This window comes from Streptomyces sp. NPDC030995 (genome assembly GCF_055571215.1).
The window spans coordinates 18,872-34,011 of the sequence record NZ_JBVIFS010000021.1 but is presented as its reverse complement, the minus strand read 5'-3'; the positions used below and the strand labels follow the sequence as shown (position 1 = coordinate 34,011).

14 protein-coding genes, 1 tRNA gene and 1 pseudogene are annotated in these 15,140 nt (G+C 72.3%); 10 read left to right on the top strand and 6 right to left on the bottom strand.

Annotated features, from left to right (window positions below; translation table 11 throughout):
- Positions 1–423 (bottom strand): DUF8189 domain-containing protein (locus ACZ45T_RS27055; protein ID WP_468445648.1); only part of this gene is annotated, 423 nt, incomplete at its 3' end.
- 339 nt (positions 424–762) lie between these two features.
- Here ACZ45T_RS27055 and ACZ45T_RS27050 point away from each other — a divergent pair.
- Entirely contained in the window at positions 763–1,245 is a 483-nt protein-coding gene (locus tag ACZ45T_RS27050; RefSeq protein ID WP_468445646.1) for a hypothetical protein, read from the top strand.
- A gap of 164 nt (positions 1,246–1,409) precedes the next feature.
- Here the strand turns inward: ACZ45T_RS27050 and ACZ45T_RS27045 are convergent.
- Both ACZ45T_RS27045 and ACZ45T_RS27040 read right to left on the bottom strand, forming a co-directional pair.
- Positions 1,410–1,497: transfer RNA gene (locus ACZ45T_RS27045), tRNA-Leu, on the bottom strand.
- A gap of 259 nt (positions 1,498–1,756) precedes the next feature.
- Positions 1,757–2,698 (bottom strand): beta-ketoacyl-ACP synthase III, encoded by a 942-nt coding sequence (locus ACZ45T_RS27040; RefSeq protein WP_468445644.1) that lies wholly within the window; start codon positions 2,696–2,698, stop codon positions 1,757–1,759.
- Between the two features lie 203 nt (positions 2,699–2,901).
- Between ACZ45T_RS27040 and fdhD the strand changes: the two genes are divergently transcribed.
- Positions 2,902–3,729, top strand: a complete 828-nt coding sequence (fdhD, locus tag ACZ45T_RS27035; RefSeq protein ID WP_468445642.1) for a formate dehydrogenase accessory sulfurtransferase FdhD — start codon at positions 2,902–2,904, stop codon at positions 3,727–3,729.
- A 34-nt stretch (positions 3,730–3,763) separates the two neighbouring features.
- On the opposite strand, the gene ACZ45T_RS27030 is transcribed toward fdhD, so the two are convergent.
- Genes ACZ45T_RS27030 through ACZ45T_RS27020 form a run of 3 tightly spaced genes read right to left on the bottom strand, consistent with a single transcriptional unit; the run spans position 3,764 to position 5,729 of the window.
- Positions 3,764–4,228, bottom strand: coding sequence for a hypothetical protein (locus ACZ45T_RS27030; protein WP_468445640.1), 465 nt, complete (start codon positions 4,226–4,228; stop codon positions 3,764–3,766).
- Position 4,229: 1 nt separating this feature from the next.
- Complete coding sequence (locus tag ACZ45T_RS27025) at positions 4,230–4,661, bottom strand: (2Fe-2S) ferredoxin domain-containing protein (protein ID WP_468445638.1); 432 nt, start codon at positions 4,659–4,661, stop codon at positions 4,230–4,232.
- A 9-nt stretch (positions 4,662–4,670) separates the two neighbouring features.
- A complete protein-coding gene (locus tag ACZ45T_RS27020; protein ID WP_468445636.1) occupies positions 4,671–5,729 on the bottom strand; it encodes a bile acid:sodium symporter family protein in 1,059 nt (352 codons plus the stop codon).
- Between the two features lie 148 nt (positions 5,730–5,877).
- Here ACZ45T_RS27020 and ACZ45T_RS27015 point away from each other — a divergent pair, with 148 nt between their 5' ends.
- The 8 genes and pseudogenes from ACZ45T_RS27015 to ACZ45T_RS26980 all read left to right on the top strand — a co-directional run bounded on the left by ACZ45T_RS27015 (position 5,878) and on the right by ACZ45T_RS26980 (position 15,123).
- On the top strand, positions 5,878–6,729 hold the full coding sequence (locus ACZ45T_RS27015; RefSeq protein ID WP_468445634.1) for a LysR substrate-binding domain-containing protein: 852 nt from the start codon (positions 5,878–5,880) through the stop codon (positions 6,727–6,729).
- Between the two features lie 196 nt (positions 6,730–6,925).
- Positions 6,926–8,758, top strand: coding sequence for an AMP-dependent synthetase/ligase (locus ACZ45T_RS27010; RefSeq protein ID WP_468445632.1), 1,833 nt, complete (start codon positions 6,926–6,928; stop codon positions 8,756–8,758).
- Between the two features lie 121 nt (positions 8,759–8,879).
- Positions 8,880–10,148 carry an ABC transporter substrate-binding protein gene (locus tag ACZ45T_RS27005; protein WP_468445630.1) on the top strand — a complete coding sequence of 423 codons (1,269 nt, stop codon included), beginning with the start codon at positions 8,880–8,882 and terminating at the stop codon, positions 10,146–10,148.
- 9 nt (positions 10,149–10,157) lie between these two features.
- Entirely contained in the window at positions 10,158–12,911 is a 2,754-nt protein-coding gene (locus ACZ45T_RS27000) for an ABC transporter permease subunit (protein WP_468445628.1), read from the top strand.
- Positions 12,908–13,474: pseudogene (locus ACZ45T_RS26995) on the top strand (ATP-binding cassette domain-containing protein); the annotation flags it as partial. The gene ACZ45T_RS27000 and the pseudogene ACZ45T_RS26995, both read left to right, overlap by 4 nt.
- Positions 13,475–13,492: 18 nt before the next feature.
- Positions 13,493–13,711, top strand: a complete 219-nt coding sequence (locus tag ACZ45T_RS26990) for an ABC transporter ATP-binding protein C-terminal domain-containing protein (protein ID WP_468445801.1) — start codon at positions 13,493–13,495, stop codon at positions 13,709–13,711.
- Positions 13,712–13,834: 123 nt separating this feature from the next.
- Positions 13,835–14,683 (top strand): aldo/keto reductase, encoded by an 849-nt coding sequence (locus tag ACZ45T_RS26985; RefSeq protein ID WP_468445626.1) that lies wholly within the window; start codon positions 13,835–13,837, stop codon positions 14,681–14,683.
- A 14-nt stretch (positions 14,684–14,697) separates the two neighbouring features.
- Positions 14,698–15,123: an RICIN domain-containing protein gene (locus tag ACZ45T_RS26980; protein WP_468445624.1), complete on the top strand. Its 426-nt coding sequence runs from the start codon at positions 14,698–14,700 to the stop codon at positions 15,121–15,123.
- Positions 15,124–15,140 lie beyond the last annotated feature (17 nt).

Genomic DNA, 15,140 nt, shown 5'->3' with positions numbered 1-15,140 from the left:
CGTCCTGGACGGCAGCCAGTTGGAACCGTCCCAGGCCTTGTGGAACATCTGCTTGTCCATGCCGAGGCCAAAGATGTCCAGCCGGTCTGATCCCCACGACGCGACGGCGGGAGGCGAGCTGAACGCACCGCCCAACGGCTCCCAATCCGTCCTCGACGGCAACCAGCTCGAACCGTCCCACGCCTTGTGGAACATCTGGTCGTCCCGTCCGAGCCCGAAGACATCCAACCGGCCAGGCCCCCAAGACGTCACGGCGGGAGGCGAATTGAACACACCGCCCAACGGCTCCCAGTCCAGCCTTGACGGCAGCCAGTTGGAACCGTCCCACGCCTTGTGGAACATCTGGTCGTCCATGCCCAGGCCGAAGACATCCAGCCGCTGAGATCCCCACGACACGACGTCGATCGGGCTTCGTCTGGTCATAACGTCTCCCTACATCACGGATTTCAGCACGTGACAGTCAGAAAGTGTGACTTGCGGAGGAGAGGCGAGATGCGCCCCGATGGCGAACGCTGTGGACGGGTGGGTCCAACCGGGCGCCCCTTTAAACGAGAACACGCACACAGCGCGTACGCATCTCGACCCCGAATGAGGCCCTCAGCGAGAACAGCGTTCTGTAATCAACTCGCCACAATGGACTCCTGTCTGGGCGAGACTCCACCGCGTAGCCCTCGGTGAACTCGGTGCCCACAGGGCTCGACTGGTCGCGCTGCGTGATCGACCCGGTCAGTACGGTGTCCCGGGCTGTGCGGGGATACTGCTGTGGTGCTGTTGACATGGATCGCTGAAGTGGCGGACGAGCCCCTGGTGCTTGAGCCGGCTGACCGGCAGGTGGAGCTGGATACCAACACCTGGTGGCTGAGTGCGGCGGACGGGGAGGAGAAAACGCTGTCCGTTTCCGATGTGGTGGCCGCCTTCGAGCGGACTGCTACCGCCATCCGCAGACGCGTCCGCGAGCTGGGCTTTCCCGGGGTGGCGACGTTCTATGTGTGGCACGACGAGCAGGCCGGGCAGCTCCGGTGTTCGACTGGTTCGGTGCCCCCGGACGCATTGCCGTTTGGCGGGAATTACGTGGCTTGCGACGATCTCGGTCCGGTCGTCGAGGGGTTTTTGACCGACGGCGAGCCAGGGTTCATCGCCTGGGCGGACCTGGAGGAGGTGCAGAGCCAGTCGGAGGAGGCCGACATCGAGCCGGAGGACTCGCCCTTCCCTGTCTGGGTCAGCAGCGTCGGAGCCTCACACTGACTGAGCTACCGCCAGGCATGGAGCACGGAAGCTTGCAGTCTCCGGGGCGGGCCGGCTCGGCCTGTCGCCCCGGTCTGGCCTGGGGAATCGCTGGGCTGCCGGTCACGTGGTGGGACGGCACCGCCCTGGAACGCAAAAGAACCCCACCGAAGTGGGGTTCCTGCTGGTGTCCGAGGGGGGACTTGAACCCCCACGCCCGATAAAGGGCACTAGCACCTCAAGCTAGCGCGTCTGCCATTCCGCCACCCGGACTAGGTGGTCGGCCCCGGTTTCCCGCGGCGACATGGACAACAATAGCAAAGGATCGGCGGGTCTCCGACCACTTATCCGCCCGGCGGTCGTCCGCCACGCCGGGCTGACCTGCACGCATGCACCGATGGGCGTAGCGAGACGGGGTGTCTCGCCGGGGGTGGGGCACGTAGCGCGCCTCGTCGGCGCGGCGGCCGACGAGGGCCGCCGCTCCCCCGCCGCTCCCCCGCCGTGCCGGCGGAGGGGACGGCCGCACGGGGCGTCACGGGCAGCGGATGACCTGGCCCGCGTAGGAGAGGTTGCCGCCGAAGCCGAAGAGGAGGACCGGGGCGCCGGAGGGGATCTCGCCGCGCTCGACCAGCTTGGACAGGGCCATCGGGATGCTGGCGGCGGAGGTGTTTCCGGAGTCGACGACATCGCGGGCGACGACCGCGTTGACGGCGCCGATCTTGGCGGCGAGCGGCTCGATGATCCGCAGGTTGGCCTGGTGGAGGACGACCGCCGCCAGTTCCTCCGGGGTGACTCCGGCCTTCTCGCACACCTTGCGGGCGAGCGGCGGGAGCTGGCTGGTGGTCCAGCGGTAGACGGACTGCCCCTCCTGCGCGAAGACGGGGGGCGAGCCCTCGATCCGGACCGCGTTGCCCATCTCCGGGACCGAGCCCCACAGCACCGGGCCGATGCCCGGCTCCTCGCAGGCCTCGACGACGGCCGCGCCTGCGCCGTCGCCGGTGAGCACGCAGGTGCTGCGGTCGCTCCAGTCGGTGATCTCGGTCATCTTGTCGGCACCGATGACCAGGGCGCGGGTGGCGGAGCCGGCCCGGATGGCGTGGTCGGCGGTGGCCAGGGCGTGGGTGAACCCCGAGCAGACGACGTTGATGTCCATGACGGCGGGGCCGCTGCCCATGCCCAGCTTGGCGGCGACACGCGCGGCCATGTTGGGCGACCGGTCGATGGCGGTGGAGGTGGCGACCAGGACGAGGTCGATGTCGTCCGGGGTCAGGCCGGCGCCGGCCAGGGCCTTGCCCGCCGCCTGGAAGGCCAGCTCGTCCACCGGTTCGTCCGGGCCCGCGATGTGGCGGGTGCGGATGCCGACGCGGGACCGGATCCACTCGTCGGTGGTGTCCACCATGGCCGCGAGGTCCTCGTTGGTGAGCACTCTCGCGGGCTGGTAGTGCCCTAGCGCCACCACGCGTGAACCGGTCATGGGCGGGGTCCCCCCTCGTACGGAAGTCAGGATCACCCAGCTTTGCCTGCTACTGGTGGGTACGGGTGCGTGTGACCCGACAGGATTCCGGGTCCGGAATTTGGAGATTCCCGAGGATCTGGCTGCCGGGGGCATCGAAGCAAACGCAACCGCGACAATGGGCTCGTCGGATTGCGGACGAGAAGAAGGATGGGCTGATCACCATGGGACGGGTCACCGAGCGCCGTCGCGTCGTCCGGATCCGCAACGGCGGTGCGGGCGTCCGCCCGGACACGCTGGTGGCCGAGGAGCCGCTGGAGATACGGCTGAACGGCAAGCCGCTGGCCATCACGATGCGCACCCCGGGCGACGATTTCGCGCTGGCCGTGGGCTTCCTGGTGAGCGAGGGCGTGCTGGGCTCGGCCTCGGACGTGCAGGCCGTGACCTACTGCGAGGGCGCCACCGAGGACGGCTCGAACACCTACAACGTGGTCAACGTGCAACTCGCCGCCGGAGTGCCGGTGCCGGACATCACGCTGGAGCGGAACGTCTACACCACCTCCTCCTGCGGCCTGTGCGGCAAGGCCAGCCTGGACGCGGTCCGTACGGCGACCCGGTTCCCCGGGATCGCCGCCGATCCGGTACGGGTTCCCGTGGAGGTCCTCGCCGAGCTCCCGGACCGGCTGCGCGCGGCCCAGAAGGTCTTCGACCGTACGGGCGGGCTGCACGCGGCCGGGCTGTTCACTGCCGAGGGCGAGCTGCTGGACCTGCGGGAGGACGTGGGCCGGCACAACGCGGTGGACAAGATCGTCGGCCGGGCGCTCCAGGCCGGCCGGCTCCCCCTGACGGGCGCGGTCCTGCTGGTGTCGGGCCGGGCCTCCTTCGAGCTCGTGCAGAAGGCCGTGATGGCGGGCATCCCGGTGCTGGCGGCCGTCTCCGCGCCGTCCTCGCTGGCGGTGGACCTGGCGCTGGAGTCGGGCATGACGCTGGTCGGCTTCCTGCGGGGGCCGGACATGAACATCTACGCGGGCGAGGAGCGGATCCCGAGGTAGCGGATTCCGAGGTAGCGAATCACGGGGTAGCGGATCACGGGGTAGCGGTGCGCCGGTACCGCTCCGCGTCGCCGCCGTCGTAGCCGAGGAACGTGGCCCACACGTCGCTGCCGTCTCCCGTGGCGCCCTCCTTGCCGGTGCCGTGGAGCGTGAACCAATCGGCGCAGCCCTGTACCGCCGACGGTCCGTCGAGGGTGAACTTGATCAGGATCCCCGGGTCCTCGTCGGAGTGCCGGGCGATGGTCCAGCTGCCCTCGCCGGTGAGCACGGCCGGCTTCCGGTCTCGGGTGCACAACCAGCCCGAAGCGCCTGTGAGGCGGGCCCGGCCGTCGGCCGTCACCTCGAGCCGGGCTCCGCGGTCGCCCTGCCACGTGCCGGTGACGTCCGCCTCCGTCAGCGGAACCGAGGGTGTGCTGCCGTCGAGGCGGAAGGCCAGAGCCGCGGCGGCCAGAACCAGCATTCCGAACAGGGCGACGACCGCGCGGGCGAGGTTCTGCACGTCAGCGACCCCGGCGGCCGCGGCGCGTGGAGTTCGCGGCCGGCTTCGGCGTCGGCGGGTCGATGCGGTGGAGGTCCAGGGTGGGCGGGACCGGGGTGGAGCCCGGGCCCCCGGACGCGGCCCAGGTGATGATCTCGTCGGTGGCGGTGTCGTCCAGGGCCCAGCCGAACCAGGCCGCCCGGGCGCCGCGGCGGCGGGCTTCGGTGGTGGGCTGGACCACGATGACGTTGGCCTGGGCGCAGGGGCCGAGGCATTCGCTCGTACGGACGGCCAGGCGGCCGCCGGAGGCGGCGGCGGCCTCGCGCAGCCGGGCGAGCTGTCCGGCGTGGTCGGTACCGGGGTTCTTGCGGGGGTCGCCACAGCAGCAGCCGCGGCAGACCACCAGGGTGCACGGACGTTCGGCGTGGGCGGCGAGCGGGCGTATCCAGGTCACCACCGCACGTTATCGGGCCTGGCCCGTGGGCTGTTGGGGCGGGGGCGAGACCTCCGCCACACGTTCGGTGGCGAGTTCGGGCTCCGGATCCCGGGCGCGGCGGCGGGCGATGACGGCGCAGACCATCAGCTGCATCTGGTGGAAGAGCATGAGCGGGAGCACGGCGAGTCCGGCCTGGGCCCCGAACAGCACGCTCGCCATGGGGAGTCCGGCGGCCAGGCTCTTCTTCGACCCGGCGAACTGGATGGCGATGCGGTCCGCGCGGCCGAAGCCGAGGCGCTCGGCGCCGTACCAGGTGGCGAGGAGCATGACGGCGAGGAGTACGGCTTCCACCAGCAGCAGGACGCCCAGGCGCGGGACGCTCACCTGGTGCCAGATGCCCGCGACCATGCCCGCGCTGAAGGCGGCGTAGACGACGAGCAGGATCGAGCCGCGGTCGACGTAGCCGAGGACCTGCTTGTGGCGGACGAGGAAGCCGCCGATCCAGCGGCGCAGGGCCTGTCCGAGGAGGAAGGGCAGCAGGAGCTGGATGACGATCTTGAGGAGCGAGTCGAGGGAGAAGCCGCCCGCGCCGTTGCCGAGCAGGGCGGCGGCGAGGAGGGGGGTGATCACGATGCCGGCCAGGCTGGAGAAGGAGCCGGCGCAGATCGCCGCGGGGACGTTGCCGCGGGCGATCGAGGTGAAGGCTATGGAGGACTGGACGGTCGAGGGGACCAGGCAGAGGAAGAGGAGACCGCTGTAGAGCGAGGGGGTGAGGAGGCCGGGCACGAGGCCGCGGGCGGCCAGGCCGAGGAGGGGGAAGAGGAGGAAGGTGCAGGCGAGGACGGTGAGGTGGAGCCGCCAGTGGCGCAGGCCGTCGAGGGCCTCGCGGGTGGAGAGCCGGGCGCCGTAGAGGAAGAAGAGCAGGGCCACGGCCGCGGTGGAGGCGCCATCGGCGACGGTCGCCGCGGGGCCGCGGGCGGGGAGCAGGGCGGCGAGGCCGACGGTGGCGAGCAGGGCCAGGACGTACGGGTCCAGGGGCAGCCGGGCGGGCCGGGCGGGCCGGGCGGGGAGGTGCGGGCGGCGCATGTGCGGGTGCTCACTTGCTGTCGGGGCGGGGGGCGGGGGCCTGCGAGGCTTCCTCCTTCATCGTCGGGGGTGGGGTGGTCATCGGGAAACCCGCACACCGCACTCACTGTCATCATGGTTCGTGATGAGAACCGCTAGCCTGGGCGGTATGTACGACCCTGTCCAGTTGCGTACGTTCCTCACGGTGGCCCAGACGCTGAGCTTCACGCAGGCCGCGGGGCGGCTCGGCGTGCGGCAGTCCACGGTCAGCCAGCACGTGCGGCGGTTGGAGGAGGCGACGGGGCGGCCGCTGTTCGTGCGGGACACGCACAGCGTCGAGCTGACGGAGGACGGCGAGGCGCTGCTCGGCTTCGCGCGGACGATCCTGGAGGCGCACGAGCGGGCGGCGGCCTTCTTCACCGGGACCCGGCTGCGGGGACGGCTGCGGTTCGGGGCCTCGGAGGACTTCGTGCTGACGCGGCTGCCGGAGATCCTCGAAGGGTTCCGGCACGAGCACCCCGAGGTGGACCTGGAGCTGTCGGTGGAGCTCTCGGGGACGCTGCACGAGCGGCTGGACGCGGGCCGCTTGGACCTGGTGCTCGCCAAACGGCGCGGGCCCGGGGACGAGCGCGGCCGCCTGGTGTGGCGGGACCGGATGGTGTGGATCGGCGCGGAGGGGCTCCGGGTGGACCCGGAGCGCCCGGTGCCGCTGATCGTCTTCCCGCCGCCGGGGATCACCAGGGCCCGGGCGCTGGAGGTGCTGGAGCGGGACGGCCGGGCGTGGCGGATCGCGTGCACGAGCGGCAGCCTGAGCGGCCTGATCGCGGCGGCCCGGGCCGGGCTGGGCGTGATGGCCCACACCCGGGGGCTGATCCCGCCGGGGCTGGTCCGCGTGGGCGGGCTGCCGGAGCTGGGGCCGGTGGAGTTCGCGCTGCTCCGCGGGGCGCGTGCCTCCGCTGCCGCCGAAGCCTTGGCCGCGGCCGTGCTGTCCGGGGCGGACCGGCTGAGCCGTGCGGGCTGACCGGGGCGCGGGCCGAGCCGTGCGGGCCGACCCCCGTACGGGCTCCCGGGGCTCCGTCCCGGACCCCGCGCCTCAAACGCCGGCGGGGCTGGGGTTTCGGCGCTCGACCGAGGGGATCTTGTGGAGGTTTCCGCAAGGGTGCCGGGGGTCGGGGCCGGTGGGGTAGCGTCACGGCCCCGGTACGGAGAGGAGCGGGATGCCGCACGAGTTCAGCGTCCCACCCGTGGTCACGGCGGCGCCGGTCGGCGGGCTGGCCGACATCGTCTTCCAGCACGCCCGGCAGGAGCCGGACCGGGTGGTGCTCGGCCGGAAGACGGACGGCATCTGGCGGGACGTGACCTCCGGGGAACTGGCCGCCGAAGTGCTCGCGCTCGCCAAGGGACTGCTCGCCCAGGGGGTGCGCTTCGGGGACCGGGTCGCCGTCATGTCCCGTACCCGGTACGAGTGGACCCTCTTCGACTTCGCCCTGTGGGCGATCGGCGCCCAGCCCGTCCCCGTCTATCCGACGTCCTCCGCCGAGCAGGTGCACTGGATCCTGTACGACACCGACTGCACGGCCTGCGTCGTGGAGAACGAGGACCAGGCCATGACCGTGGGCTCGGTCATCGACCGGCTCCCCCACCTGCGACTGCTGTGGCAGCTCGACGCCGGGGCGGTGGACGCGCTCGTCGCCGACGGGCACGGGGTCGCCGAGGACGTCGTGCACCGCCACCGGGGCGCCGTGACGCCCGATGCGATCGCCACCGTCATCTACACCTCCGGGACCACCGGCCGGCCCAAGGGGTGCGTGCTCACCCACGCCAACTTCATGTTCGAGGCCGACACCATGGTGAGCCGCTGGGAGTCCGTGTTCCAGGCCAGGCAGGGCGAGCAGCCGTCCACCCTGCTCTTCCTGCCGCTGGCGCACGTCTTCGGACGGATGGTGGAGGTGGCGGCCGTCCGCTCGCGGGTCAAGCTGGGGCACCAGCCCGTACTGGCGGCGGCCGAGTTGCTGCCGGACCTCGCCGCGTTCCGGCCGACCTTCGTGCTCGGGGTCCCGTACGTCTTCGAGAAGGTCTTCGCGACCGCGCGCCGCAAGGCGGAGGCCGAGGGGCGCACGGGCCCCTTCGACCGGGCGGTGGAGACGGCCGTACGGTACGCGGAGGCGCGCGAGCAGAAGGCCTTCGGGATCGGGCCGGGGCCGTCGGCCGCGCTCCGGATGGAGCACCAGCTCTTCGACAGGCTCGTCTACGGGAAGGTCCGCGAGGCGATGGGCGGCCGGGTGCGGCACGCCATGTCGGGCGGGTCCGCGATGTCGCGCCGCCTCGGGCTGTTCTTCGACGGCGCCGGGATCACGGTGTTCGAGGGGTACGGCCTGACGGAGTCGTGTGCGGCGGCCACCGCGAACCCGCCGGGGGCGACGAAGTACGGGACGGTGGGCCCGCCGATCCCGGGCAGCACGGTGCACATCGCGGACGACGGGGAGGTCTGGCTGTACGGCGGCCACATCTTCTCCGGGTACCTGGGCGACCCCCGCGCCACGGAGGCGGTGCTGCACGGCGGGTGGCTGGCGACCGGGGACCTGGGGCGGCTGGACCAGGACGGCTACCTCACCATCACCGGGCGCAAGAAGGACATCCTGGTGACGTCCAACGGCAAGAGCGTGGCGCCGGCCGCGCTGGAGGAGCGGGTGCGTTCGCATCCGCTGGTGTCGCAGTGCGTGCTGGTGGGCAACGACCGGCCGTACATCGCGGCCCTGCTCACCCTGGACATGGAGGGGATAGCGCACTGGCTGTCGATGCGCGGCCGGCCGCAGCTGCCGGCGGCGGACCTGGTGAGCGACCCGGAGCTGACGGCCGAGGTCCGCCGGGCGGTGGTGGCCGCCAACACCCTGGTGTCCCAGGCGGAGGCGATCCGCACGTTCCGGGTGCTGGCCGAGCAGTTCACGGAGGAGCGGGGCCTGCTGACCCCCTCTCTGAAGCTCAAGCGCCGGGCGATCGAGAAGGCGTACGCGGGGGAGGTCGCGGCGCTCTACGAGTCGCGAGCCTGAGATCCGGCGGAGATCCGATTCCGATATCTGACGGTGCGTCACTCGACCATGTCATTGATATTGACGATCCGTCAGGTCGCCCACAGAATGCGGGAATTCCGACCCGGAGGGGATCCCCGACATGTTGCGACCGATCCGCACCCTGGCCGCCGCTGCGGCCGCCCTCGCGCTCGTCTCCGCCTGCAACTCCGCCTCCACCAACGGCGACACCAAGGGCAAGCCGGGCGATGCGCCCGGGAACTCCCGCGGGGTGAGCGCCGACTCGATCAAGGTCGGCGGCATCGTGTCGATGACCAGCGCCAGCGGCTACAGCAAGAAGGACACCGATCTCGGCGCCAAGGCGCGCTACCTGCGAGCCAACGCCGAGGGCGGCATCAACGGTCGCAAGATCGACTACCTCGGCGCGGAGGACGACGGCCAGGACCCGGCGAAGAACCTCGCCGCCGCCCGCAAGCTCGTCCAGCAGGACAAGGTCTTCGCCGTCGCCCCCATGAGCTCGGTGACCTTCTCCGGCGCCGACTTCCTGGAGCAGGAGAAGGTCCCCACCTTCGGCTGGGGCACCCTGCCCTCCTTCTGCGGGCCCAAGTACATCTACGGCTTCAACGGCTGCCTGGTCCCCACCCCCGGCGGCACCCTCAACCAGACCTGGCCCGAGGGCATCGGCCAGATCCTCGGCGGCGCCCGGGGCAAATCGGTCGCGATCATCGCCAACGACAGCGACGCCGGCAAGTTCGGCATCCGGACCTTCCAGCAGGGCTTCACCAGCGCCGGGTTCAACGTCTCCTACGCCAAGGCCTCCGTGCCCGCCACCGCCGTCCCGAGCGACTGGTCCGCGTACGTGAAGGAGATCCTCTCCAGCAACGAGGGCAAGGCCCCGGACGCCGTCGTCTCCGTCATGCAGACCCCCAACAACATCGGGCTCTTCACCGCGCTCAAGCGCAGCGGCTACAAGGGACTGCTCTCCGACCCGACCGACTACGACCCCGGGCTGCTCGCCAAGGACGCCACCAAGCAGGCGCTCGACGGGGTGCACGTCCTGCTCCAGTTCCAGCCCTTCGAGTCGGCGGATCCGAAGATGGCGCAGTTCAAGGCCGACATCAAGGCCGCCGCGGGCGGCCAGGAAGTCCCGTTGAACATGCACATGCTGACCGGGTACATGTCGGCCGACCTGTTCGTGTCCATCGCGCAGAAGGCGGGCAAGGACCTGACCGTCGAGTCCTTCCAGAGCGCCGCACAGGGCTTCTCCGACACCGGCACGCTCGTCGGCGACCGGGCGGAGCCCAAGGGGCAGAAGGACAGCTTCGGCTGCGGAGCGCTCGTACAGCTGAAGAACGGCGCGTACGAGGTCTCCGTCCCGTTCAAGTGCTACGAGCCCATCCCCTTCAAGTAAGGCCGCGGCATGGGAGATCTGCTCGTCTTCGTGCTGAGCGGTCTGGTCTCCGGCGCCCTGTACGCACTGCTCGCCACCGGGCTGGTGCTGTCGTACTCGGCGTCCGGACTGTTCAACTTCGCGCACGGGGCCACCGCCTACCTGTGCGCGCTCACCTTCTACGAGTTGCACTCGGGGCTGGGCTGGCCGGCCGTCCCGGCGGCGCTGCTGGTGGTGTTCGTGCTGGCCCCCGGTCTCGGCTGGGGGCTGGACCGGCTGATGTTCCGGCGGCTCGCCCGGGTCGGTGAGACGGCGCAGATCGTGGCGACCATCGGGCTGCTGGTGGCGCTGCCGGCCGCCGGGCTGTGGGCGGTGGAGCTGCTGGCCGACGCGGGCGCCCCGGTGAAGCCGGCCGAGAACCAGTTCGGGCTGCCGGGGGTGGGGCCCAGCCCCGCGAAGTCCTGGCAGCTCGCGGACGGCGTCGGCATCGACTCCGACCAGCTGATCACCTGGGTGGTGACGGCGCTGGTGGCGGTGGCCCTGTGGGGGCTGATGCGGCACACCCGGCTGGGGCTGCAACTGCGGGCCGCCGTCGACAACCGCTCGCTGACCGAGCTGCGCGGGATCAGCGCCGACCGGCTGTCGTCGGTGGCGTGGATGATCGCGTCGGGGCTGGCCGGGCTGGCGGGGGTGCTGGCGACCCCGCTGCTGGGGCTGTCGGCGCACGATTTCACGCTGTTCCTGTTCGTCTCGGCGACGGCGGCGGTCATCGGCCGGTTCGCGTCCGTGCCGCTCGCGTTCGCGGGCGGACTGGGACTCGGGGTGCTGCAGAACCTGGTGGCCGGGTACGCCTCCTTCGCCGAGGGGATCACCGGATTCCGCACGGCGGTGCCGTTCCTGATCCTGTTCGGCGGGCTGCTGGTACTGACCCGCAGGGCGCGCGCGGCGGGGGTCGCGGCCATGGACGCGCCGCCGGTGGACCATCTGGCGGGCGCGTCGTGGGGGCGGCGGTGGGGGGTGTGGGCAGCGGGCGCCGGGCTGTTGTGCGTGGCGTTCTACACCGTGACCACGCCCTTCTGGAGCGGGCTGCTGGCGCAGGGGCTGGCCATCGGGCTGGTGTTCATGTCCTTCACCCTGGTGACCGGGCTCGGGGCGATGGTGTCGCTCGCGCAGGGCACCTTCGTGACCGGGGCCGCGCTGGTGGCCGGGCTGCTCATGAGCCGGGGCTGGCCGTTCGTGGCGGCGCTGGCGGTGGGCACGTGCGTGGCGGCCCTGCTGGGAGCGCTGGTCGCGCTGCCCGCACTGCGGCTGGGCGGCAGGTCCCTGGCGCTGGCCACGCTCGCGCTGGCGTTCCTCGCCGACCAGGTGCTGTTCCAGCTGAGGTGGCTGCGGAACGGCGATTCGGGGTGGTCGATCCCGCGACCGGTGTTCGGGCCGGTGGACCTGTCCGACGACCGGGCGCTGGGGGTGGCCCTGGTGGTGCTCGTCGCGCTGGTGGCCGCCGGGCTGAGCGCGCTGCGCGGCTCCCCGTCGGGGCGGGCGATGCTGGCCGTACGGTCGGCGCCGGCTGCGGCGGTGGCCTCGGGGGTGTCCGTCCTGCGGACGAAGCTGCTGCTGTTCACGCTGTCGGCGGGGCTGGCCGGGTTCGGGGGCGTGCTGTACGCGTCGTACAACACCCGGATCACGGCGACGGACTTCACGGCGATGACCGGGTTGGTGTGGCTGGCGGTGGTGGTGGCGGCGGGTGTTCGGCGGCCGCAGTACGCCGTGGTCGCGGGGCTGGTGTTCGCCGTTGCTCCGCGGGTGCTGGCGGACTATGTGACGGCGTCGGCCCATCTGCCGGTGATCCTGTTCGGCCTCGCCGGATTGGCCTTGGCCAACGATCCGGACGGGTATTGCGCGGCCGTGCCGGTGCGGTTGGCGAAGCGGCGCGCCGCCGTGTCCCGGGGCTCCGCCCCGGACCCCGCGCCTCAAACGCCGGCGGGGCTGGAATTGGGGGCTCCGCCCCCGGTTTCGGGAAGGGGTGGGCGTCACCCCAGCGGAGCGAGGGGGAGGGTGGGGGAAGGCCCCGCAGGGCTGGACCCGGCCGGGCGGCCCGCGCTGGAGCTGCGCGGTGTAACGGCCGGGTACGACGGGGGGCTCGTGTTGCACGGGGTCGATCTCGTCGTGCGGAAGGGGGAGATACTCGCCGTGCTCGGGCCCAACGGGGCCGGGAAGAGCACCGCCTGCCGGGTGGCCGCCGGGGCGCTTCCCGTCGCGGGCGGGGTGGTCCGCATCGGCGGCCGGGACGTGACGCGGGACGGGGCCGTGCGGCGGGCCCGGGCCGGGGTGCTGCTCGCCCCCGAAGGGCGGGGGATCTTCCCCGCGCTCACCATCGAGGAGAACCTGGCCCTGTACCTCAAGGACGCCGACGCCCGGGCCGCCGTCTACGCCCGGTTCCCCCGGCTCGCCGAGCGCCGCGGGGTGGCCGCCGGGGCGCTGTCCGGCGGGGAGCAGCAGATGCTGGCCCTGGCGCCGCTGTTGCAGCGGCCGCCCGAGGTGCTGATCGCCGACGAGCCCTCGCTCGGGCTCGCCCCGCGCGTCGTGGAGGAGGTGTACGCGCTGCTCACCGAGCTCCGCGACGCCGGGACGGCGCTGCTGCTGGTGGAGGAGAAGGCCGCCGAGATCCTCGGGATCGCCGACACCGTGGCCTACCTGTCGCAGGGCCGGGTCTCCTGGTGCGGCCCCCGCGCCGAGGTGGAGGCCGATCGGCTCACCGAGGCCTATCTGGGGATGGGGAAATGAGCGAGGGGGACATGAGCGAGGCGGACATGGGCGAGGGGTACGTGCTCCAGGCGCGCGGCATCAGCGTGCGCTTCGGCGGGGTCAAGGCGCTGACCGGGGTGGACCTCGGGATCCGGGCGGGCGAGGTGTGCGGGCTGATCGGGCCGAACGGGGCCGGGAAGACCACGCTGTTCGACGTCCTGTCGGGGATCCGGCGGCCCGACCAGGGGCGGATGCTGCTGGACGGGGCGGACATCACCCGCCGCTCCCCCGTGTGGCGGGCCCGGCACGGGATGCGCCGGACCTTCCAGCGGCAGCAGCTGTTCGGGCAGCTCAGCGTGGCCGACAACGTGCTGGTGGCGCAGGAGTGGCGGGGCGGCGGGGGCGGGCTGGCCGCCGATCTCCTCGCCCTCCCGGCCCGCCGGGCCCGGGAGCGGGCGCGCCGGGCGCGGGGCGAGCGGGTGCTGGCCGACTGCGGGATCGGCGCGCTCGGGACCTCGTACGCCGGCGGGCTGCCCGTGGGCCGGGCCCGGATGGTCGAGCTGGCCCGGGCGGTGGCCGATCCGCCGCGGGTCCTGCTGCTGGACGAGCCCGCGTCGGGCATGTCGGCGCCGGAGCGGGAGCAGCTGGCGGCGGTCGTCCGGCGGCTGGCCGCGGAGGAGGGCTGTGCGGTGCTGCTGGTCGAGCACAACGTGGCCTTCGTGATGGACCTCTGCGCGCGGGTGGTCGTACTGGACCTCGGGACGGTGCTGGCGGAGGGCACGGCGGCCGAGGTGCGGGCGAATCCGCTGGTGCGGGAGGCGTATCTCGGTACGGCATAGGGTCCGCGTGGGAATGTGGAACGTGGTGCTGCGGACGGCGGGAATACGTCGTACGGGGGTCAGGTTGTCGCCCCTCGTACGACGCAGTACCGCCGACGCACCGACGCGAGGAAACGACCAGACGTGAACCAGGTCCCCACCATCAAGCTCAACAACGGCACGCTCATGCCCCAGCTGGGCTTCGGCGTCTGGCAGGTTCCGGACGCGGAGGCGGAGCACGCCGTCGGGACCGCGCTGGAGGCCGGTTACCGCAGCATCGACACGGCCGCCGTCTACGGCAACGAGGCCGGCACCGGCAAGGCCGTCGCCGCCTCCGGGCTGGCCCGCGAGGAGCTGTTCGTCACCACCAAGCTGTGGAACGGCCCGAAGCAGCGCTGGGGCCGCGACCAGGTGCTGCGCGCCTTCGACAGCTCCCTGGCCAAGCTGGGCCTCGACCACGTCGACCTGTACCTGATCCACTGGCCGCGCCCGATGCGCGACGACTTCGTCTCCATCTGGCAGACCTTCGAGGAGATCGCCGCGAGCGGCCGCGCCAAGGCCGTCGGCGTGTCGAACTTCCGCCCGGCGGACCTGGAGCGGCTCGCCGAGACGAGCGCGCTGGTGCCGGCCGTGAACCAGGTCGAGCTGCACCCGCTCTTCCCGCAGGCCGAGCTGCGCGCCGAGCACGCCGCGCGCGGGATCGCCACCGAGGCCTGGTCCCCGCTCGGCCAGGGCAAGGAACTCCTCACCCTGCCGGCCGTCGACGCGATCGCCGCCAAGCACGGCCGCAGCGCCGCGCAGGTGGTGCTGCGCTGGCACCTCCAGCACGGGAACATCGTGATCCCGAAGTCCGTGACCCCCGCCCGCATCCGGGAGAACCTGGACGTCTTCGGCTTCGAGCTGGACGCCGCCGACATCGCCGCGCTGGACGCCCTGGGCGCGGGCGCTGCGGGCCGCCGGATCGGGCCGGACCCGGCCGTCTTCGACGTCTGAGGGTGGCTGGCCGGATGAACCTTCCCGAGGGCCTTTACCGGATCCGCAACGTGGACAGCGGGCTGGTGCTCCAGCTGGAGGGCGCCTCCCGGGTGCGGGTCGGCCCCGACGGGCCGCCCGCGCCGGAGGCCGCCCGCCGGTGGCGGATCTCGCCGGTGCACAGCGGCGGCGGGATCTTCCACGTGGTGAGCGAGGACAACGAGCGGCGCCTCGACGTGGCGAACGCCTCCACGGACAGCGGCGCCCGGGTGCAGGTGTGGCGGGCCAACGCGTTCGGCGCGCAGGAGTGGATCGTCGAGGAACACCTCGACGATCCCGGGGTGGTGTCCCTGATCGCGTGCATCAGCGGCCTGCCGCTGGAGGCCGACGAGGAGGGCCGGGCCCGGCAGGGCGAGGACACCGATTCCCCGTCCCAGTGGTGGCGCCTGGAGCCGGCGTAGCGGAGCCGCACGCGCCG

Coding starts and splice junctions, on each gene's coding strand:
- ACZ45T_RS27040 (WP_468445644.1), bottom strand. CDS start 2,698: ATGACCGGTTCACGCGTGGTGGCGCTAGGGCACTACCAGCCCGCGAGA.
- fdhD (WP_468445642.1), top strand. CDS start 2,902: ATGGGACGGGTCACCGAGCGCCGTCGCGTCGTCCGGATCCGCAACGGC.
- ACZ45T_RS27020 (WP_468445636.1), bottom strand. CDS start 5,729: ATGCGCCGCCCGCACCTCCCCGCCCGGCCCGCCCGGCCCGCCCGGCTG.
- ACZ45T_RS27015 (WP_468445634.1), top strand. CDS start 5,878: ATGTACGACCCTGTCCAGTTGCGTACGTTCCTCACGGTGGCCCAGACG.
- ACZ45T_RS27010 (WP_468445632.1), top strand. CDS start 6,926: ATGCCGCACGAGTTCAGCGTCCCACCCGTGGTCACGGCGGCGCCGGTC.
- ACZ45T_RS27005 (WP_468445630.1), top strand. CDS start 8,880: ATGTTGCGACCGATCCGCACCCTGGCCGCCGCTGCGGCCGCCCTCGCG.
- ACZ45T_RS27000 (WP_468445628.1), top strand. CDS start 10,158: ATGGGAGATCTGCTCGTCTTCGTGCTGAGCGGTCTGGTCTCCGGCGCC.
- ACZ45T_RS26990 (WP_468445801.1), top strand. CDS start 13,493: ATGTCGGCGCCGGAGCGGGAGCAGCTGGCGGCGGTCGTCCGGCGGCTG.
- ACZ45T_RS26980 (WP_468445624.1), top strand. CDS start 14,698: ATGAACCTTCCCGAGGGCCTTTACCGGATCCGCAACGTGGACAGCGGG.